At 46.2% G+C, this 20,619-nt stretch carries 20 protein-coding genes; 7 read left to right on the top strand and 13 right to left on the bottom strand.

Going from position 1 to position 20,619, the window contains the following annotated elements; all coding sequences use genetic code 11:
• Nucleotides 1-6 precede the first annotated feature (6 nt).
• From rpsR to QUB08_RS06430, 4 genes are all read right to left on the bottom strand, one after another.
• Nucleotides 7-222, bottom strand: coding sequence for a 30S ribosomal protein S18 (gene rpsR, locus QUB08_RS06445; RefSeq protein ID WP_006631377.1), 216 nt, complete (start codon nucleotides 220-222; stop codon nucleotides 7-9).
• Between the two features lie 309 nt (nucleotides 223-531).
• On the bottom strand, nucleotides 532-720 hold the full coding sequence (rpmG, locus tag QUB08_RS06440) for a 50S ribosomal protein L33 (RefSeq protein WP_190658616.1): 189 nt from the start codon (nucleotides 718-720) through the stop codon (nucleotides 532-534).
• Nucleotides 721-758: 38 nt separating this feature from the next.
• On the bottom strand, nucleotides 759-1,292 hold the full coding sequence (locus tag QUB08_RS06435; RefSeq protein WP_333223986.1) for an RDD family protein: 534 nt from the start codon (nucleotides 1,290-1,292) through the stop codon (nucleotides 759-761).
• Nucleotides 1,293-1,397: 105 nt separating this feature from the next.
• Nucleotides 1,398-1,640: a DUF7219 family protein gene (locus QUB08_RS06430; protein WP_333163377.1), complete on the bottom strand. Its 243-nt coding sequence runs from the start codon at nucleotides 1,638-1,640 to the stop codon at nucleotides 1,398-1,400.
• Nucleotides 1,641-2,001: 361 nt separating this feature from the next.
• On the opposite strand from QUB08_RS06430, the gene QUB08_RS06425 reads away from it, so the two are divergent.
• A complete protein-coding gene (locus QUB08_RS06425) occupies nucleotides 2,002-2,856 on the top strand; it encodes an SGNH/GDSL hydrolase family protein (protein ID WP_333223985.1) in 855 nt (284 codons plus the stop codon).
• Between the two features lie 116 nt (nucleotides 2,857-2,972).
• Here the strand turns inward: QUB08_RS06425 and QUB08_RS06420 are convergent, their stop codons facing one another.
• The 3 genes from QUB08_RS06420 to QUB08_RS06410 form a co-directional block, all read right to left on the bottom strand.
• On the bottom strand, nucleotides 2,973-3,872 hold the full coding sequence (locus QUB08_RS06420) for a DUF4436 family protein (RefSeq protein WP_333223984.1): 900 nt from the start codon (nucleotides 3,870-3,872) through the stop codon (nucleotides 2,973-2,975).
• 358 nt (nucleotides 3,873-4,230) lie between these two features.
• The gene (locus tag QUB08_RS06415; protein ID WP_333223983.1) at nucleotides 4,231-5,745 is read right to left on the bottom strand and encodes a carotenoid oxygenase family protein; all 1,515 of its coding nucleotides are present in this window, start codon (nucleotides 5,743-5,745) and stop codon (nucleotides 4,231-4,233) included.
• Nucleotides 5,746-5,875: 130 nt separating this feature from the next.
• On the bottom strand, nucleotides 5,876-7,330 hold the full coding sequence (locus QUB08_RS06410) for a folate/biopterin family MFS transporter (RefSeq protein WP_333223982.1): 1,455 nt from the start codon (nucleotides 7,328-7,330) through the stop codon (nucleotides 5,876-5,878).
• 148 nt (nucleotides 7,331-7,478) lie between these two features.
• Between QUB08_RS06410 and QUB08_RS06405 the strand changes: the two genes are divergently transcribed.
• Genes QUB08_RS06405 through QUB08_RS06395 form a run of 3 tightly spaced genes read left to right on the top strand, consistent with a single transcriptional unit; the run spans nucleotide 7,479 to nucleotide 9,109 of the window.
• Nucleotides 7,479-7,958 carry a hypothetical protein gene (locus tag QUB08_RS06405; protein WP_333223981.1) on the top strand — a complete coding sequence of 160 codons (480 nt, stop codon included), beginning with the start codon at nucleotides 7,479-7,481 and terminating at the stop codon, nucleotides 7,956-7,958.
• Nucleotides 7,959-8,005: 47 nt separating this feature from the next.
• Nucleotides 8,006-8,467, top strand: coding sequence for a cupin domain-containing protein (locus QUB08_RS06400; protein WP_333223980.1), 462 nt, complete (start codon nucleotides 8,006-8,008; stop codon nucleotides 8,465-8,467).
• A gap of 6 nt (nucleotides 8,468-8,473) precedes the next feature.
• Complete coding sequence (locus QUB08_RS06395) at nucleotides 8,474-9,109, top strand: class I SAM-dependent methyltransferase (RefSeq protein ID WP_333223979.1); 636 nt, start codon at nucleotides 8,474-8,476, stop codon at nucleotides 9,107-9,109.
• 937 nt (nucleotides 9,110-10,046) lie between these two features.
• On the opposite strand, the gene QUB08_RS06390 is transcribed toward QUB08_RS06395, so the two are convergent.
• From QUB08_RS06390 to kdpA, 6 genes are all read right to left on the bottom strand, one after another.
• The gene (locus tag QUB08_RS06390) at nucleotides 10,047-11,315 is read right to left on the bottom strand and encodes a sodium:proton antiporter (RefSeq protein WP_333223978.1); all 1,269 of its coding nucleotides are present in this window, start codon (nucleotides 11,313-11,315) and stop codon (nucleotides 10,047-10,049) included.
• A 294-nt stretch (nucleotides 11,316-11,609) separates the two neighbouring features.
• The gene (locus QUB08_RS06385) at nucleotides 11,610-12,752 is read right to left on the bottom strand and encodes a universal stress protein (protein WP_333223977.1); all 1,143 of its coding nucleotides are present in this window, start codon (nucleotides 12,750-12,752) and stop codon (nucleotides 11,610-11,612) included.
• Nucleotides 12,753-12,826: 74 nt separating this feature from the next.
• Nucleotides 12,827-13,456, bottom strand: coding sequence for a K(+)-transporting ATPase subunit C (gene kdpC / locus QUB08_RS06380; protein WP_333223976.1), 630 nt, complete (start codon nucleotides 13,454-13,456; stop codon nucleotides 12,827-12,829).
• A gap of 41 nt (nucleotides 13,457-13,497) precedes the next feature.
• Nucleotides 13,498-13,767 carry a K(+)-transporting ATPase subunit F gene (kdpF, locus tag QUB08_RS06375; RefSeq protein WP_333223975.1) on the bottom strand — a complete coding sequence of 90 codons (270 nt, stop codon included), beginning with the start codon at nucleotides 13,765-13,767 and terminating at the stop codon, nucleotides 13,498-13,500.
• A gap of 131 nt (nucleotides 13,768-13,898) precedes the next feature.
• Nucleotides 13,899-15,992: a potassium-transporting ATPase subunit KdpB gene (gene kdpB, locus QUB08_RS06370; RefSeq protein WP_333223974.1), complete on the bottom strand. Its 2,094-nt coding sequence runs from the start codon at nucleotides 15,990-15,992 to the stop codon at nucleotides 13,899-13,901.
• Between the two features lie 78 nt (nucleotides 15,993-16,070).
• A complete protein-coding gene (gene kdpA, locus QUB08_RS06365) occupies nucleotides 16,071-17,831 on the bottom strand; it encodes a potassium-transporting ATPase subunit KdpA (RefSeq protein WP_333223973.1) in 1,761 nt (586 codons plus the stop codon).
• A gap of 300 nt (nucleotides 17,832-18,131) precedes the next feature.
• On the opposite strand from kdpA, the gene QUB08_RS06360 reads away from it, so the two are divergent.
• The 3 genes from QUB08_RS06360 to QUB08_RS06350 all read left to right on the top strand — a co-directional run bounded on the left by QUB08_RS06360 (nucleotide 18,132) and on the right by QUB08_RS06350 (nucleotide 20,575).
• Nucleotides 18,132-19,232: a HAMP domain-containing sensor histidine kinase gene (locus tag QUB08_RS06360; protein WP_333223972.1), complete on the top strand. Its 1,101-nt coding sequence runs from the start codon at nucleotides 18,132-18,134 to the stop codon at nucleotides 19,230-19,232.
• Nucleotides 19,229-19,921, top strand: coding sequence for a response regulator transcription factor (locus QUB08_RS06355; protein WP_333223971.1), 693 nt, complete (start codon nucleotides 19,229-19,231; stop codon nucleotides 19,919-19,921). The genes QUB08_RS06360 and QUB08_RS06355 overlap by 4 nt, the downstream gene beginning before the upstream one ends.
• 204 nt (nucleotides 19,922-20,125) lie before the next feature.
• On the top strand, nucleotides 20,126-20,575 hold the full coding sequence (locus QUB08_RS06350) for a DUF4347 domain-containing protein (RefSeq protein ID WP_333223970.1): 450 nt from the start codon (nucleotides 20,126-20,128) through the stop codon (nucleotides 20,573-20,575).
• Nucleotides 20,576-20,619 lie beyond the last annotated feature (44 nt).

Raw genomic sequence — 20,619 nt, 5'->3', positions numbered from 1 at the left:
ATCCTGTTAACCTTCTTGGTTTACGAAGGGCATCAAAGCTACAATTCTTGCTCTTTTGATGCTTCTGGTCAGGTCTCGCTGCTGTTTTGCCGTCAATCCGGTAATCCGGCGGGGCAAAATTTTACCGCGTTCTGTGACGTATTTTTTGAGCAAATCGACATCTTTGTAGTCGATCGGGTCTCCTGGTTTGATGGGCGAAACGCGCCGGCGAAAGTAAGTCATGGTTTGTTGTTTGTTGACTGTTGTTTGTTGACTGTTGACTGTGAGTTTTTAGTTATTAGCCGTTAGTTGCTACCCGTCAGTAAAGCATTTTTTAGTTATCTGCTTTTCGCGGGTCAGTCGATTTTAGATTTTAGATTTTAGATTTTAGATTTTAGATTTACTCCACAAATGAATCTGGGAGATTGAACCTTCGTCTAAAATTTTGCGATCTCCAATCAGGATTGTCGGGGGATTTTACCCGTTTTTGGGCGGGTTCAATATCAATTGCCAACAACTGATGACTGATGACTAAGGACTAATGACTAATCACTACTTGATCTCTTTGTGGGCAGTGTGCTGGTTGCAGTGGGGGCAGAACTTTTTGAGTTCCAGCCGCGCCGTCGTGTTGCGACGGTTCTTGGTGGTGGTGTACCGAGACACGCCTTTTGAGCGTTTGCTTACGTTTGTACGGCACTCAGTACACTCTAGAGTAATTATGATGCGGACGCCTTTAGCCATAATTCTAAATAAATTTCGACTAATTTAAACACAATTTATTATCTTCTCACATTGCTCTGCACTTGGTCAAGCAATCTTCTAACTTTGATGTCGAGGGAGTAGCCGCGGCGGGTTCCGACGACCATCGTCCGGCCGATGCGATCGTGGAAAGCTTGGGGAAACCTGTCGGCGGAGTTGAAGGCAACGCTACAGTCGATCGCCAGGGGCAGCATCAGCAGCAAGACGGCGGCGTTGGTAGACGTGATCCCAGCTATACCTGCGAAGGCTAAGCCGGCGCAAATGCCCAGCAATGCCTCGCGCTTGCACAGTTCTTGCACTCCGGGAGTCCTAAAAAATCTGGTATCGGCAATTTTCATGTCCAAGGCCCAGCGCCCCAGACTTTGACCTTGGTTTTTCCTGACGATGGCTACGCGCATGATCAGCCACAGCAGAACAAAAAATATGGTTTGGACGATCAAATTATTGCCCAGAAGCAAACTGGGCAGCCCAACTGCGATTCCGTCGATGCAGAGGGCCGCGGCGCGGCGGCCGACGGATACTTTGGGAAGGAGAGGAACTAGGTCGGAACTCATAGGCAAAAAGGTCGATCGCCACTAGCTACTTTCTCATCTTAAGCTGTGGATTAATCGATCGTCAGCAATCGGCGTAAATCAACGTCAAAGCCAACCGCTAATTATTCAAGCTGAAAATGGATTTTCGCCAATTCCCAACTGCTTTTTCGACTTTTCCACCTGTTCCCACAGTGTTTGGATCTGAGTATATGCCTGTTCCACAGAGATTTTACCGTTAGATGTCAAGGAACTGATGTAACCCACTCGCTGAGAAAACTCTTGTAAATTCGCATTAAATACTAAATTCTCTGGCTTTACTTCACCGTAATAGCGATTTTGAGGATATAAAAAATTTGAATTTGCTACCATTGCTTTAACCTCGCCTGAAAACTTCTTTCCTGAACTAATCAATATTATTATAAACCACGATTACCTGCTAAAGTTGTGCTGTAAGTAGCAGAAATCATGTGACATTGAGCGAACTTTTTTGTGATGGCAATTACACGGACTGATCGGGGCAACAAAAACCTCAGTGATTTCACCTGTACAACTTACGCAGGCGGGGTCAACAACTAGGTTTAAGGCTTAAGGCTTATAACTTCGGATTTGGCGTCCAAACCAGGTTTTTCTTAATCCAGGACTGAGTTATTGAAATAAGTGACAAAAACCCCTGAAATGGATAATATTATTGCAGACATAAATAGTTATAGTTTTAATAGGAATCTGCGTAATGTCTCCCAATGCGCTATCGCCCCGTCCCAAACCCCGGCTGAGGCAATTTTTAATTAGACTTGCCCTTGCCGTAATTGCTGCTGTTATCGCCTTCAATATTCCTCACTCCTTAATTCCCGTGTTTAAAGAATCCGTATCCCAAGCAACGCCACCGCCAGAAATCCAGAACCTGCTCGCGGGCCGGCGCAAAATTGTGACAGTGGGCGACAGCATCACCGAGGCTGGGAAATACCCCGGAGGTTACGTTTGGCTGCTGCAACGCTATCTGAATGCCCTTTATCCCGATCGCAAAATCGAAATCGTCAACGCCGGAATCTCCGGTAACAAGGCGACTGATATGCAAGCGCGCTTCCAGAAAGATGCGATCGACCAAAAACCAGATTTAGTGATGATTAATGTCGGAGTCAACGACGTTTGGCACGCTTTCTTCGACTTCCAAAACCGTCAGTTTTATCCGCAAGGCAATTTGCCCAAGGGAGTGCCACTGGCAGAATATCGAGAGAAAATAACTCAAATGGTGCTGGCGGCAAAAGCCGCAGGAATTCGAGTTGTACTGCTTTCTCCTACTCCTATCGGCGAAATTCTCGACGGCCCAGAAAATCGCAGGTTGCAAGAGTATATTGCCGCGATGCGAGAAATTGCGTTAGAGAATCAGTGTTTGTTTATCGATTTGAATGGGCCTTGTCGGGAAGTTATCGGCACTTATCAAAAGCACGCGGGCAAAACTTTGAATTTGTTAGCTGCAGATGGAGTTCATCCCAATCCGTCGGGATATCGAATTATTGCTTTTACTATCTTGCGCGGTTTGGGCGTACCTGCAAAGGATATTGAGAATTTGGAAGTCCAAAACTGAATCTTTGAATTTAGTTAACAGTTGACTGTTGGCTGTTAATGGAAAGTATCCAGCGTACAAGCCCCCTGATTTATCTGTGGGGGGAATTTTTCAAAGCTAAAATCTAAAATCTAAAATCATTCAATCGGCGGATGATACCGCTTCAACCAACAGCTACCAATAATAACTAAAGCCACCACAACTATAATTTCTGTCCAAAAAAACGACAGAAAATCACTGGCAGTTCCCACCGGAGGCACTCCCGGTTGAGCGTTGCGAATAGCGGGAAAAGCAAACAGCATCACAGCAGTCCAACTCAGCATTCCCACTTCCGGCACTTTGCCCGATTTCATCACTTTTAATGCTAGCAACAATGCCATAATTGACAGCACCCACATGATGACAATAATCACTAACGCAAAGAATTTCACCGGGAGCGATCTAGTGGCAGAAACATCGATATAAATAAAGATAGATGAATTCTCTTCCATCGGCTTATAACTGATGTCGAAACCTGGAACATCGGCATTAAACTTAAATTCCAGCGGCACGGGATTCAGTTCAAATGGAGCAAACTTTTTACCAATCGAAGGCAGCGGGTCAATCGAAATAGCTACTTTAGCAATGTGCCTATCAAACGGGTAATTGTTAATTTTTCCTTTGACTAAGTTAAACTTCAATGCAGGGACAATCATCGGTTTGCCTTCTTTAAAGGTAATTTCCGAATCCGGTACATTGGCGCCGTTAACTGTCATTAACAAGTCTTGAGCCGGGTAAGTTGGCCCTTTTTTATAAATACCCTTGAGTTCAAACTGCAAGCGGGCTTCTAATTCGTTTTTAATGGGATCAACGGCAATTAATGTCATTTTAACCTCAACCAAGCCTTTGGACGCTACAGCGCCTTCTGGAGATAAATTGTAAGGCTCTTGGGCGTTAGCATTGTGAGAGTAAATAGATAAGATAATTGCAAAGATTACGAATATACTAAAAATGAAAATAAGTAGTTTTTTGACAGAAAATTCGTTGAGAGTTTGCATTTATTATGGATATTTTATCTTGTGATTTGTTGTTAGTATCTTACGCAGTCTCCCAGTCCGCGAGTCCGTCAGTCCGTCAGGGGTTAAAACTTGTATCTCATAGCTAAAATCGGTGAAAACTAACATCTTGCACGATTTTTATGAACAGGCTTTCCTGCCTGTCCCACAAAGAGTGAATTTCTTGTGCGTCGGCTCCATATCCCGCTCCTAAAAGGCTTATTGAGAATGGTGCACAATCTCAGTTAAAACTGACATTTTACACCATTTTTAGGAACAGGCAAGATGCCTGTTCCACAAGAATTTAATTTTTTTGTGAGGAGTAGGGGTTGGGCAGGAGATCCCGCCCATAGTAGCGCAACTACGAACCGATAGGAAGCAATACATTTGGTGTAAAACTGCCGTGCAAACCGTAGGGAATGTGCTGTTTTAAATGCAGTCGCGCTACAGGGCCTTTGGTAATATCGCGAGCATCTAAAATCACTAAGGTCGATCGATGATTAGCTGCATCATACATTAAAACCAGCAGCCAGCCGTCATCCTCAGCCGTTGCACCTTCAGGCGAGACGCCTGAACCACGGGGAACAAACACCGGTTCCCCTGCAAAACCACGTGGCGCAGCACTCCAAATTTGCCTTTCACCAGTCACGAAATCTATTTTGAGGATAGCTTGCAAAGGAGCATTTCCCGTGGGAGCATCAGCAGCACCGATGTAAAGATATCGGTAAGGTTGTCCGACATTATTGGGATGCAGAGTGGGAAACTCGCAGCACCGAGTTTCAACAACTTGATGCTGCACGGTTTTGTCTTGCAAATTTAACTTAAAGCGCCACAATTCGCCCGCTGGAACGCTCTCAAAATCAACCTCGCGAAAATCGCCGTCCGATTCTACGGTTGGAAATGATTCGTAACAAACTGAATCTACAAAAACTTCCCCTCCTTCTTCCCAGGCGTTGCAGTGGTGGAAGACAAAACAAGGTTCAGTTTCTAATATCTTCACCTCGTCAGTGCCGTTGCGGGGAATTAAAATTGCTTGCGTTGGCTTGTTTGGCGAAAATTGAATACACTGCGCTGCACTCCGAAATCCTAACACGAAAAGCAGCGGATTGAAGCTGACGGGGTTTTGGAAGAATATGCAGTAATTCGGGGTAATTACCATGTCGTGAAGGAAGGCAAAACCCGGTATTGCATGGGCGTGACGCTGCAAAAGTTTGCCGCTTTCGTCGAATTCGTAAATAGTGATGGTACTCGACAAACCCGGCTTGACGGAAAAGTTTACTAATCTGTCTCCTTTGCCATTTTTCCCTTTTTCGATTCTCGGGTGGGCGGCGAAGGCTTCACCGGGTTCCAAGATGCCATCTAGGGTGTCTAAGCCGAGTGTTTCTAGGGTGCGGGGGTCGAGTCTGTAGGGCTGTGCGGCTTCCCAAAGTGCTAGCAGTTTGTCGCCCCAATAAATGATGTTGGTGTTGGCAATGTTTTTGATTTTGACATCAAAGATGTTGGCTACCCAACCCCCTGGCTTTTGTGTGCCGAAAACGCCTCGGTGGAGGATTTTTCCGGCTTTTTGTTCGGCGAGATAGCCTTCTGTGTGTATGAATCGATTGCGGAAATGGGCGCTGCCTTCGGATATTGCGATCGCACAAATCATCCCGTCGCCGTCAAACGGGTGGTGGATGCGCTGGCCGTTGACATCCAATAATCCGGGCCCGTTACGAAAGAATGTGCCTTGCAAGCCGGGGGGGATTTCGCCTTCTATGTCGTCAATCCAGTAGTCGGATTCGTTGGGTTGGGATTCGTAGCCGCGCTGCCAGTCTGTGCGATCGTATGATACGTTTTTGGCGGCTGTTTGAGGTTGGGAAATCTGTAATTTTTGCATGAGTATAATAAGCTTTTCTTGATTTAACCGCAGAGAACACAGAGGGCGCAGAGAGAAGGAAATTCGGAGAGTTAGGCAACACAGTTAAATTCATCCGTGTATCTCTATCAAAATCCCTGTGTGCCTGCCTTTATTTGCTGTCTGCGGTGCGGCTTTGTGACCTTACTGTTGGTACTAAGTCGGGAAAGTATTCGGGCATGAAATGCTGTCCGCCTGGTTTGGAACTGCCCGGTTCTGGTTCTAATACCGGGAGAGACTTTTGATAGTTTGGATCGCCGCTTTCTGTGCTTTCGGCGGGCAGCCAATTTAAGAAGGGTAGGGGCAGAAGTGTGGACAGGTTTGTGATGACTATTAGCAGCCAGAGGTTATCGAAATTGCGATCGGTAATTCCTAGCAAGTGGGTCAAAAGTGCACCGCCTTCGTGGGACAAAAGTCCTGCTAAGTTGGTGACTGACATCAGCACGGCAAATAGTGTTGCTTCGACGCCTGGGGGACACAACCGCGCGGACAGTACCAGGACGGGCATATAAGCAATTTGTCCGATTACTGTCAGGATCAGGCTGTCTCCGATGCTGAACCATTGATCGTCAATTCCTAAAGCTCGGTTGGCATGAGTTACTAATAATAAAGTAGTCAGGCCCAAAGCAGTCGCAATGACTGTTGACCAGCCAAAAATTACTCGAAATGGAACTGTTTTGAGGAAGCGTTGAAATAGCCAAATTCCAAGGAGAGCGGCAATGCTGGTAACGAGGCGCACTCGACCGAGAAATTCTGGTTGAAAGCCTAATTCGTTGGTTGTGAAAAAGAAGAAGGCGGAGTCAGAGCTTGGGGTGGCTTGCCAGAGGAAGAGAAAGGCTGTGGGCAGCCAAATTGTTTTTTGGGTAACAGCTTGCCGCAGTTGTTTGAATTGGTCTTTGACTGTTTCAAAGTCGGTTCTTTTGTCGGTTTTTTCTTCTGCAATTAACCAAGCTGTTGCTGATACAATTAGCGGGAAAGATGCGGTGATTAAAAATATTGTGTGAGTGCTGAAGTGTTGCAGCAGGGAACCGCTGAGGTAGGCGGTAATTAATCCGCCGAGGGCTGAAGCGCCCCAAGATAAGGATTGCAGGGAACCGGCGTCGGTAACGGATTCTTTTCTGGCCCTTTCGACTACCAGGGAGTCGGCGATTACGTCGCTGACGGCGAGGGAGAGGGAACTCAGGGCGATCGCGCCTGTAGCTGCCAGCGGTGTGTGTACAATTGTTGCGAGGCTCACCCATGCTGCCGTTCCCAGCAGCCCGGAGAGGACGATGTAAGGGCGTCTGCGATAGCCGAATATCGGCAAACCGTCCGACATGAAGCCGAAGACGGGTTTGATAATCCAAGGCAGGGCGACGACGCCCAGCATTGCCGAGACTTCTGCCGGACTCATGCCGAGTTCGTCTTTGAGAAAGAAGCTGACGGCTAAGCGGGCTAGTCCGAGAATGCCTTGGACGAAGTAAATCAGTAAGATGGCTATGAGTTCGGGGGTTGGCTCATTCCCAAAGAATACTTTTTCTTTTAAAGATTCTTTGAGTTTGCTGACGCCGGAGGGGGAAACGAGCATTTGAGCAATATTTCTTAATGAATCTCAATATTTATAACACATTCTTAATGAGTTCCGGGAACTGTCGGAGGTGGGATGCCGGAATGACGGGGATCTGGCAGGTAATATAAAATTGTGATGAGCTCGAATTAAAGGATTTTTGGTAGCAATGAAAGCAGAAATTAGAATTGTCTTTCTGGCAGCAGCTTGGATTTTAGGAATGGGGGCTAATTTAGCCTCAGTAATACCTGTTGCTAACAAGCAAGGTGATTATCCGGTTCCGCCTGCGAGACAGCGGGGCAACCGGCAGGTAAATTGGGTGGTTGTTGACTCAGATTCTCAAGGGTTGAATTGCCGGATGGCTCAGAGATTTCGATCAATTTCTGTAGACGGTTTGGATGCACCTGCTGAGTTGTTTGAAAGAAATAAACACAATGTTTCGCAGTGGCCTGTGGTGACTGCGTTTCGGCGCGGAAAAAGATTGCAAGCGGTGACAGGAAATAATGCCAATCAAATTATGATTTCTGACTCTCAGGGTAAACCTTGGATGCCGATTTCCACGGCTAAGGGTAATTGTTTTGTGCGGGCCAACAGCCGTTTTATTAAACCGATTCGGGAAAATCCTACGACTTTGAAACCTTTAGAATAGGTGATTTTTTTTTGAGAAGAGTGGGCAATTGGTGAAAGGAAGGTTTTATGATTATCGATCCTAAAAATGTGCCGGAAATTACGGGTTCCAAGTACCCTGAGCAATTCCAATCTGCTGTTGCGGGGAGAGTTAAAAAACGCTTGGGCGATGCTGCCGGATTGCAGAATTTTGGGGTAAATTTGGTGAAACTTGCGCCGGGAAGTTGTTCTGCTCTCAGGCATTGGCACACTCGTCAAGATGAGTTAATCTATGTTCTGGAAGGGGAAGTTACTCTGATTACAAATTCGGGAGAGCAAGTGCTGAAACCGGGTATGGCGGCGGGTTTTCCGGCGGGGGATGCAGATGGGCATCATTTAGTCAACCGCTCGAATGCAGATGTTGTTTATCTGGAAATTGGCGATCGCACTGCTGGTGATTCAGCTAATTACCCCGATGATGACTTAATCGCGAAAGCTAGCGGAACTGGTTGGATTTTTACGCACAAAAACGGCGAGATTTATGAGGAGTAAAAAACAATGAGTCAAGTGAATCTTTGGACTTCGGCGGAACACGCTTTGTGGTATCTTGCTAAAGCTGATGGCATTCCTCACCGCACTGAAGGTGAAGCGGTTTTGTTGGAGGAAGTGCCGAAAAATGTTAAGCGAATTCTGGATGTGGGTACGGGAGACGGGCGGTTGCTGGGTCTGCTTAAGTGCGATCGACCAAATGTGGAATGTGTGGCGATCGACTTTTCGCCGACAATGCTGGAAAAAGCCAGAATTCGCTTTGCTGATGACCAGAATGTCACGGTAATCGAGCACAATTTTGATGAATCGCTACCGGATTTGGGCAAGTTTGATGCGGTTGTTTCTAGTTTTGCGATTCATCATGTAGCTGACGATCGCAAACGTTCGCTTTACACTGAGATTTTCGAGCTTTTGGAACCCGGAGGCATTTTTTGCAATTTGGAGCACGTAGCGTCTGCAACTCCCGCTTTACACGAGAAATTTCGAGAGGCGTTGGGTATTAGCGATTCGCCAGACGATCCCTCTAATCAATTGCTGGATGTGGAAACGCAATTGCGCTGGTTTAGAGAAATTGGTTTTACCGATGCAGACTGTTATTGGAAGTGGCGGGAACTGGCTTTATTAGTTGGGGTGAAACCTGTTTAGATCGTTTCGTGAAATTCGCCGATTTAGATAACGACACGGCACTGCCGTGTCTCTCAACTCTCACAGACAAGCTGTCAATCAAAGTCGATACTCGCCACAGATATGGATCAGAAAACGGCTGTGCCGTGTCCCTAAAAATCTCACAGACAAGCTGTCGATCGCTGATTCAAGTGTACAGTATAAAGCAAAATTAAACAGATTTCTTTTCACCTGCCATTAAATGACATAAAATTACCAAAATAAGCGCGTTTTTCGGTCACTGAGTACGAATATTTGATGCAGCAGTTTTATCACTGCAAGACTAATTTCGGCATTATTTCATAAGCTTTTGACCACTTACGATCATAGATATAAACAATATGGAATAAAATAATGCCCACATGAAAAATTTCATCAATTCTGCCTGAACATAGTCGCAACCATGCGGGGCTGTACCGCAAAAAGCAGAAGCATACATAAAGAGAAATGTAACAAAAAACGTTGCAATTAATCCCAAGAGACCAATAATGCATAAAAGGTATCCAGTAGCTTGTTCTGTGTTCATTACTTAGTAATATATGTGGTAATTGCCTCTTCTATAGTTTAAACAGCAGCTTACTGCGTTAACCCTTAATATTGCATTTGTTTAACATAAGTTTATTTAAGATATGTTGAGCGTACTATTGTTTAAGTCGATCGCATTGATGCTTAGGTTGTAGGGGCAGTGCCTCCGTGCCTGCCCCCTCGCGAGGTGTTTTGCAAGCCTTCGACGCAGCGGCTGTCGGTTGAGTACCGGAGGTCTGGAGAATACTTTTATTATGTTGGGGAGTATGCAAGCGCGATCGGGCTGGGGGGACTGATGTGGACGTGTGTTTTGGCGGAAATATAGCGGTAACAGAGATATGACTTTGATGGGATTTGATGGGTTTGGGCGATCGCAAATTCAAATTGCTATGGATTAAACTAAATCCGGTACTTTAGGTTTGATGCGGCGCTCGTACCAGTTCATTAACGGGGTGGAACTAATACCGTGCAAAATCACAGAAAGTACGATCGTTGTAAAGGTAATCCAGGCAATTTTTTCGGCGGTTTCGCCCTTCAAACCTTTACCCAAAGCATAGGTAAGATAATAGATAGAACCGACACCACGAATGCCGAACCACCCGCACAGCCAGCGGCTGGCGGGATGTAAAGGACTGCCGATCGTACTAATCCAAGCTCCCAGAGGCCGGATTAAAAAAATCAACAATCCAGCTACTAAGAGGGCGTAGCCTCCATAGGCCAACATAGGCTCTAGGCGCAAAAGCGAACCTAATAGTAAAATAGTTGCTACTTCCATTAACTTTTCTATGCGCTCGGTAAAGTGCAGTTGGGAAAGCGGCTTTTCTGGGTTTCGGTAACTCCGCTGCACGACAATTCCTGCTACAAAAACTGCGAGAAATCCGTAGCCGTTGACTACTTCTGTAAGGGAATAGGTGAGCAGAATTGTGCTGAGAGCAATGAAATCTTCCATTAATTGATCGGCTGGTCGATAGTGTTGGAGTTGCCGATCGATCCAGGTGACGGCTTTAGCTACTAAAATTCCCATAACGATACCTGCGGCGATCGCCCAAATCAAGTCAACTGCTACCCACTGCGAAAACCAGTTCGACCAGTTGTTATCTTTTAGCGAATAAATGCCGAAATAAACAAAAGGAAAAGCTAAAGCATCGTTTAAACCGCCTTCGGATGTTAAACCAAAGCGCAATTCATCGCGATCGTCTAGATGAGCTAACTGAACTTCTGAGGCTAAAACTGGATCGGTGGGAGCGAGAATTGCTCCCAGTAAAATCGCCGGGCCCCAATCTAATTTCACAAACCAATGACCGATGGCGGCCACTGCAAAAATAGAAATGGGCATTAAAAAACCGATCAGCCTCACTGTGGAATTCCAAGCCCAAAATTGCAGGGGGCGATTCATTTTTAAGCCGCAACTGAACAGAGAAACAATAACTACAAATTCTGTAAGTCTTTCTAAAAATTGAGCTTCGGGGCGCAAGTCAATCAGCTTGACGCCGTAGGGCCCCAATCCGATACCGACAATTAGATAAATTAAGGCATAAGATAGAGGCAATCGCGAAATCCAGCCGGAACCCAAGGTAACGGTAAGCAGGAGGATGCCAATAACTAGCAAGTTGAGAATGTAATCATCCACCATAGCGATCGCACTTTTAATCAGGTTTACCAACTGCGATTTTGACAGGTAAAAGCTTCGGGCGCATCCACCGCCCGCTAGATTCACCGATCCTCCGAAAGTTGCATTTTTTATGCTAAACGACTAACAACTCACAACTACTGACTACTGACCAAGAATTTCTTGATGGTACCCGCCACGTGATTTATCCGTGGAATCAATCCAAAATCTCAAATCTAAAATCCTCACGCCCCCGAATTTATCTCGCGCAAGTCAATCCAAAATCTCAAATCTCAAATCTCAAATCGAATGACTCCTGACTACTGACTGCTGACTAATGACTAATGACTAATGACTTTTTTCAGTAGCAATGATGTGCAAATCTACGTGTTTGAGCGATCGCACTAACTGTTGAGTCAAAGAACCCCGCAGCAGCAATTTCCAGCGGGATTGCTGGCTTTCGCCGATCACAATTTGAGTAACGCGATACTGTTTAGCTACCTCGGAAATCGCTTTGGCTATATTAGTGCCGTTTACCCGCAAAAATTTCCCGTTAAATTCTTGACACAGTTTCTCACAAGTTTCAACGTGCAAGCTTTCTGCTTTTGTTAAAAATCGGTCTGGATCGTTGACAAACACAGCATAAAATGGGGCATTCATGTAGCTCGCAATCCTCGCGCCTCGCCGCAGCAGTTGCAAGGAGTTCGGATAAGTCGAGATGCACACTAAAACTCGTTCGTGAATGTTGCAAGATTGACCTTTTAAAGTTGCTGCGTCGTCTTCCACATTGTCTGCGACTTCTCGCAGGGCTAGTTCTCGCAAAGCGATTAAATGACGGCGCTGAAAAAAGTTTTCTAAAGATTGTTCAATTTTTTCGGGGGCATAAATTTTGCCTTCTAGCAACCTTTCTTCTAAAGTTTCCGGCGTGACATCGACAACGACTATTTCGTCAGCATCTTCGAGGACGCGATCGGGCACTCGCTCTCGCACTACAACTCCGGTAATTCGAGCTACTAAATCGTTAAGACTTTCTATGTGCTGAATGTTGAGGGTGGAGAAAACATCTATCCCAGCCTTGAGAATTTCTTCAACATCTTGATATCGTTTTTCTCGCAGAGAACCCGGAATGTTTGTATGAGCGAGTTCGTCTATTAATGCTAATTGAGGACGGCGTTCTATGACAGCATTCGTATCCATTTCGTTGAGCATTATTTCGCCGCGCCGCAGTTGTTTTTTGGGTACTATTTCCAGTTTTTCTGCTTTAGCCGCTGTCTCTTTCCGGCCGTGAGTTTCTAACAGTCCAATTACCACATCGATGCCTTCAGATTTCAGGCTGTGCCCTTCTTCTAGCATTCGGAAAGTTTTGCCGACACCGGGGGCCATGCCGATAAATATTTTGTGCTTTCCCCGGCGGGGGGTGCGATCGTAAGTGCGGTTAGGTTGGGCATAAACCGCGTCTGGATTGTTAGTAAGTTCGCTAGAGTGAATCATAGCTGAGTAGTGGGTAGTTAGTCAATTTCGAGTCATCAGTCAGTTTATGACCGATGACTGCAAACTGTTGTAAACTATTGTAAACGGTCTAGAGCCAAATTCAGTTTGAGGACGTTAACTCCCGGTTCGCCGAAAATGCCGAGAAATCTGCCATCTGTATTTTTGGATACCAACATTTCTACTTGATTGATATTGAGCGATCGCACCGTTGCTATCCGCTGAATTTGCGATCGAGCTGCCTCTACGCTAATGTGCGGATCGAGGCTAGAACCCGAGGTGTAGACTAAATCTGTAGTCGGTTTGATACCAGCTTTGTTGAGGCGGTATAATTCAATTTGCACCCCCTGAAAACCATCTTTCTCATTACCTCGTTTCAGCAAATCAGAGTTACTGGGGGCAAGGTTGCTAGCACCAGAAACGCCTGTTCTTTGACTAACATTTTCTCCCTTTGTCGGATCGTAATTTTCTGTCGCAAAGCTGCTGTAATTGGTGGTGCTGGGACGACCCCAAAAATATCTTTCTGAGGAGAAAGGCTGACCGATTAAAGCAGAGCCAACTACAACTCCTTGGTTGGTAATTAAGCTGCCGTTTGCCTGGGAATTAAAAGCAATTTGGCCGATTACTAGCAAGATTAAAGGGTAAATAATGGCTGTAATTCCCCACAATACCAGGGTAAGGCGAATGGCTCTAATTATTTCTCTCATAAATTACCTCGGTAGGTTATTTGCTAAGGGTTAATTATTGACTAAAATCTTTCCGGCTGAAAGATGACTACGAACAAGTAAATAGAAAGGGCGATAATCACCAAACCTAGGAGACTTAAACCCCAGACAGCTTTTCGGGTCAAATCTTCGCCCGCAGCAGCGTAGACAGCGGGGGCAACTATAGCATTGAAACACATTACTAGAAATAGCTGCACCGGGATTTGGTGGCGCTGCCAAAGCCTTTGAGCTAACTCAATAATTTCTTGGAAATCTCTAGGAAAAATATCATTCAGCAAATCATTCCGTTTCATGAATTCTCCTTATTTTGGGAATAAATATCGGTCTTTATATTGGATAATTTTTGTGGGAAAATCGAGGCATAGCCTCTGGATCTGCGTTCCTCGGCAGAGCCGGGGAACGAGATTAATCCGTCTTTCCCGATCTATGCTAGCCCAACGGCGGTAATCAAAACATCAATAATTTTGATGGCAATAAACGGCGCGACTGCCCCGCCCAATCCGTAGATTAAAATGTTCCGCTGCAACAGTTGGTTGGCGCTCAAAGGTCGAAATTTTACCCCGGTTAATGCTAGGGGAATCAAAGCGGGAATAATCAAAGCATTGTAAACTAATGCAGACAAAACCGCCGATTGACCGCTGGCTAAACCCATGACGTTTAATGCGCCTACGGGGGCAAACATGGCGGGAATAATTGCAAAATATTTTGCGATATCGTTGGCTAGGGAAAATGTAGTCAGCGCGCCGCGAGTAATCAGCAATTGTTTGCCAATTGTAACTAAATCAATTAGTTTTGTGGGGTCAGAATCTAAGTCCACCATGTTCGCAGCTTCCTTCGCTGCTTGGGTTCCAGAATTCATCGCCAGTCCTACGTTTGCTTGTGCTAGTGCGGGTGCGTCGTTGGTTCCGTCTCCCGTCATTGCGACTAATTTGCCCTCGGCTTGTTGCTTGCGAATTACATCGATTTTGTCCTCGGGAGTTGCTTCGGCAATGAAGTCGTCAACGCCTGCTTCAGCGGCAATTACTGATGCTGTAATTCGGTTATCTCCGGTGAGCATAATGGTGCGAATTCCCATTTTTCGCAGTTGGTCAAACCTATCGCGAATTCCCGGTTTAATCACATCTTTCAAATAGATAATGCCGTAGGTGTCGTTACCTTGACAAACAGCTAAGGGTGTGCCTCCCAAGCGGGAAACTCGCTCGTAAGCTGCGTCGAGATCCGGCCCGAAATTGCCGCCGCGCGATCGCACAAAACCCTTCACCGCATCCACCGCACCCTTGCGAACCTCCGTCCCATCGGGCAAATCCGTGCCAGACATCCGCGTTTTTGCGGAAAAATCAAGCCCCGTGGCGTTGGTGCGATCGAAATCCACCTGTGCGCCCAAATTCTGAGCCAAACGGACGATCGACTTTCCCTCTGGAGTATCGTCAAACACACTCGCATCCAGGGCTACCTGCGCCACTTCTTGCAGCGAGTGACCGTTGACCGGAATGAATTCCTCAGCTAAACGGTTCCCCAGCGTGATCGTCCCGGTTTTGTCCAAAATCAGCGTATTTACGTCGCCGCAAGCCTCCACGGCGCGCCCAGAGGTCGCTATCACGTTAAACTGAGCGACGCGATCCATGCCCGCAATGCCGATCGCGCTCAGCAAACCTCCAATGGTTGTTGGAATCAGCGCCACCAGCAGCGAAATCAGCGTCACCACGCCCACAGGGGTTTTCACGTAATTTCCCACGGGCGGAATCGTCGCAACCACAATCAAAAACACCAGCGTCAGCACCGCTAGCAGCACCGTCAGCGCGATCTCGTTCGGCGTTTTCGAGCGTTCAGCGCCCTCCACCAGCGCGATCATCCTGTCCAAAAAGCCCTTACCGGGGTCGGCCATCACCCGCAGCGTCAGTTCGTCAGAAAGGATGCGCGTCCCGCCGGTAACGGAACTGGCGATGTCCGAACCCGGTTCCTTGAGCACCGGTGCGGATTCGCCAGTGATCGCAGATTCATCCACCGAGGCGACACCTGCGATCACTTCGCCGTCGGCGGGAATGACATCGCCTGCGATCACTTTAATTTGGTCGCCACGTCTTAGGGATGTCGAACTAACTTCTTGAATTGAACCGTCTGGTAGGAGTTTGCGGGCTGTTGTGTCGGCTTTGGTCGATCGCAGTGCATCTGCTTGCGCTTTGCCGCGCCCTTCGGCCACCGCTTCGGCAAAATTAGCAAATACCAAGGTGAAGAACAAAATAAACGTTACTAAAGCGTTGAAAACTCTCTGATTGTTGCCGGGAACCGGGCCGAACAGCGTCGGGTCGATCGTTAATAATGCAGTCACAATTGTGCCAACCCACACCACAAACATCACCGGATTTTTTAGCATCACCTGCGGGTTTAGCTTGACAAAAGCTTCTTTAAAAGCTCTTTGATACAGGCCTTTAGTATTTGCTTTTGGCGTATGCTTGCGAGACTCGCGAGAGCCTCTCGGAGGTTTTTTTGGGGAATCTGGAGTATGGGATGAGGTCATGTCGATTTGGGATTTTTAATGAACCACAGAGAACACAGAGAACGCAGAGAGAGAGAATAGTGAGGTTGAGAATTTTCGCTATTGAGATGGAGGAGTTGGTGTTGCTAAAGGTGTTGTGGGTACAGTTATCGATGCTGGTTCAAATTTGCTGTTGCTAATTTCATATCCTTCGGCAATTGGCCCTAAAGCTAGAACTGGGAAAAATGTCAGCGCGCCTAGTATTAATATTACTCCTGCGGTGACGCTGGTGAACAAAACTGAATCGGTTCTGAGAGTACCCGTTGTTTCGGGAACCAGTTGTTTGTTCGTCATGCTGTCGGCTAAAAGTAGCAGGGCAATAATTGGAACGTAGCGCCCCAACAGCATACTAAAACAGGTGCTTAAATTCCACCAAACTCCTGTCGGGGCGGGTTGAGAGTCTGCCAATCCTTCCAAGCCCGAACCGTTGTTAGCCGCCGCCGAAGCGTATTCGTACATCACTTGGGAAATGCCATGAAATCCGGGGTTGCTGATGCCACTCAAACTGTCGGTAAAGGCGAGGGTAATTGCACCGGGGATTAAAACTGCGATCGGGTGAATTAACAAAACAACGCTGGCTAAAACAATTTCCCGTTTTTCAATTTTGCGTCCCAAAAATTCCGGCGTTCTCCCCACCATCAATCCGGTGAGAAATACGCTCAAAATTGAGTAAATAAATAAGTAAGCCGTTCCCGTTCCTTGTCCGCCCCAAACGATTTGTAGAAACAAATTAAACAGAGTAGCAAAACCACCGGGAGGCATTAAAGAATCGTGCATTCCGTTGACGGCGCCGCACATTGTACCAGTGGTAGTCACCGCCCACAGTGCAGTTTCTGCCCAGCCAAATCTAACTTCTTTTCCTTCTAAATTTGGCTGCTGCGAACCCAGTAAATTATTGATTTGAGGGTTGCCGCCGTACTCGCCAAACGCTGCAATGCCAATCAAGATAACGTAGATGGTAAACACCATCCAAAAAATCAGCCATCCCTGCTTTTTGTTGTTGGCAAATCTGCCGTAGGTGTGAATGAGTGCTGCTGGTATAGAAACCATTGCTAGTGTTTCCAGCAGGTTGGTAAAAGGGTTGGGATTTTCAAAGGGATGAGCCGAGTTAATGGCAAAAAATCCGCCGCCATTTTCTCCCAGTTGTTTGATGCTTTCAAAGTGAGCTACTGGGCCGCGAGCCATTATTTGCGTGCCTCCTTCTAATGTACGGGCTACTGCAGGCCCTGCTAGGGTTTCTGGTACTCCAGAAATTAGCAAAAGTAAGGCAATTATTAAAGAAAGGGGTAGCAGAATCCTGGTAATTGATTGAATTAAATCGATGTAAAAGTTGCCCAAGGGGCGGCCGGTTAATCCCCTGATAAAAGCAATGCCTACTGCTAAACCTGTAGCTGCTGAGGTAAACATTAAAAAACCCAGGGTTAACTGGGATAAATAAGTGAATGTTGTCTCGCCTGAATAATGCTGTTGGTCGGTATTGGTGAGGAATGAAATAGTTGTGTGCAGCGCAGTATCCCAGGTTGGGGCACTTAAGCCGGTGGCATTTAAAGGCAGCACTCCTTGAAGCATGAAAATTAGGAAAACAAATATGCCCATTGCTGCATTGCTGTACAGTAGCGATCGCGCATATTGCCAACCTGTCATCGAATCTATAGACCGGATATTGCTGGCTTTATAGATGAGTTGTTCTAGGGGTTTAATAGCGGGGTCGAGAATAGTTGGTTCTCCCATGTACACCCGCGCCATGTAATTACCAAAAATAGGGGCGATCGCTACTACAATGATTAGCGTTAATGCGATTTGAATTAATCCTTCAAGCATAACTGAGCCAATACTTCCTTAAAAGTGCAATCTGCTTTTAACAATCAATATACTTGCTGTTAGGATTTTTGATAATCAGCCCGCCGGTATAAGTTGCCGTTTACCCGTTATGCTTAGCTGCTATATATTTTCACTGATAGACAAATGTTTAAATATTTAGCAGTATCTATGCTTGCAGATATAGATGTGATCTAAACGCTTGTTTTTGCGTCACAGAAGACAAATTTTGGCGAAGAAAAACCGCAGGGATAAGGCAGAGAGTAGAGTGTCAATATAAAATATAAAATGGATGGATAAAGGATGTTAAACAGCTTATTGAAAATCACAGACAACCAGGCAATTCAAGAGAAGTATTTGCGGGGGAGGTGGTCGATCGCAATTTTATTTGCGATCGTTGTAGTGCTGGAATTTACTACGCCGTCGGAGTATCTGTTTGGGTATTTGTACACAGGGCCGATTTTATTGGCAAATTCGCGCTTGAGTCGGTTGGGTAAGTTACAAATTACGCTGGTAGCGGCAGCTTTGACGCTGTTAAATTTGTTTGTTCCTCCTGGAGAAGCGATCGCCCTAGCAACTGTAGCAAATAGATCGATCGCAGTCATGGCTTTAGGGGTGACGGGATATTTAAGCGATCGCAACCAGCAGTACCAAGAGACGATCGCGATCGCTAAAGCTGAGTTGCAGTCGCAGCAGCAGCTAGCAAGCATCCGAGAAGATTTTGTCTCTACTTTGAGTCACGACTTAAAAACGCCGATGCTGGGGGCGATAGAAACAATTAAAGCTTTTGGGTCAGCAAAATTTGGGAATGTCACCGCCAGTCAGCAAAAAGTTCTCGAAACAATGGCGCGATCGCACAAAATGTCACTACAATTAGTAGAAACGCTGCTGGATGTTTACCGCAACGATGCCGAAGGTTTAAAACTGCAACTTGCGCCCGTAAATTTAGTAGCTTTGGCAGAAGAAGTAATCGCAACACTCATCCATTTGTCGGCGGCGCGCCGAGTTTACATTAGTATGAGTTACGGAGAGTCAGATTTCCGTCGCTCTTTGTGGGTAAATGGCGATGCGGTTCAACTCCAGCGCGTTTTTGTTAATTTGCTAACAAACGGAATTAACCATTCTCCTCGCGGTGGAAAAGTTGAAATAATCATGGAATCTTATTCGAGTTATCAGGTGGTGAAAGTTATCGATAGCGGGTTGGGAATTACCGCCGATGAACTGCCCCACTTGTTCGAGCGTTTTTATCAAGGACACAGCGATCGGCAAGCCAAAGGTTCGGGATTAGGATTATACTTATCTCGCCAAATTATTGACGCCCACGGCGGTATAATTTGGGCAGAAAATAAATTGCCACACGGTGCTTTATTTGGATTCCGACTCCCTGCTATCCCACAGAAATGAAACCAGCTTATCCCTTGCGAATTCTCCTAGTTGAAGACGACGAACTGTTTCGGTTGGGGCTGCAAACCAGGTTGCAGCAAGAAAGTTGCTTGCAAGTAATTGCCGAGGCCGAAGATGGTGAAACAGCAGTAGAATTGACTCAGGAACACTTACCAGATGTGGTAGTTCTAGATGTCGGTTTGCCGGGAATTGGCGGTATTGAAGCGTGCCGCCAAATTAAAGATCGACATCCAGCAATTCCAGTTTTAATTTTAACATCTCATTCTCAAAAATCCTTAATTGAAAGATTAATTGCAGCGGGAGCTCAGGGCTATTGCCTTAAGGGAATTGCGGCGGAAACTTTGGTTTTGGCAATTCGATCGATAGCAGCGGGTGCTTCGTGGTGGGATCAGGCCGCGACTGCGGAAATTCGGGCAGTTTTTGCTAATCCTGAACCTGTGAAAATTGGGTCAAAATGGGAAGTTTTGGAAAATCCGCTGACGAAGCGAGAACAGGAAATCTTGGCTTTAGTTGCGGGGGGGAAAAGTAATCAGGAAATTGCACAAATATTGTACATTGCTCCGGGGACTGTGCGGGTTCACGTGCACGCGATTTTGCAAAAGTTAGAAGTGCGCGATCGCACTCAAGCTGCAGTGCTCGCAATTCAGAAAGGATTGGTTGCTGAAGAACTTTTGGCGATCGAACCTTGATAGGGCGGGTTTTGTACCGGAATTATCGGTTTTTTAAAGGAATTACTGGCTAAAGTCGCCTCTACAAGATGCCTCTGTGGCAGGTTCACGGAAAATTAGTATCCTTCGTCTTGATTTTTAATTTTACTGATGACATTTAACTTTTGAACTTGCTAAGCTAAATATGTCTTAATTTTCCTACCGTCATCTAACCAAAGGTGTATTGTGCCAAATTTGATCGGCTCAGTTTTTAGTTCGCTCGCCTTTCTAGACCCTGCCCTTCCCGATCGCCAAACTCTCCGCAACGGCATCGCAGCGGGGATAGAAGTTATTACCCTCGATGCGGCGCGGGATGGAGTAGAACAAATCACGGTCGCGCTAGCGAGTCGCAGCAATATCAAAAGCATTCCTATCATCTCCCACGGCCACCCCGCGAGTTTGCTGCTAGGCGCGATCTATCTAAACTTGACAAATTTAAAAAGTTATGGTAAACAATTGCAGCGTTGGTTGAGATCCCTGGCAGAGAGTCGAGAGATTTTGCTTTATGGGTGTGATGTAGCGGCGGGGGAGAAGGGCGCTAACTTTGTGCAGCAACTGAGTCAGCTAACTAAGGCAAAAATTGCTGCTTCTCGATCGCCGATCGGCAGTTCCGCAATAATCCAAGCTTTTGCTTGACACTGCTCAGCACTCCAGATATTATTTGAGTAACAAAAATGACC

It is taken from the genome of Microcoleus sp. BR0-C5 (assembly GCF_036705045.1).
Classification (GTDB): domain Bacteria; phylum Cyanobacteriota; class Cyanobacteriia; order Cyanobacteriales; family Microcoleaceae; genus Microcoleus.
The sequence above is the reverse complement of the archived record's forward strand: the minus strand, read 5'-3'. Positions and strand labels throughout refer to the sequence as shown.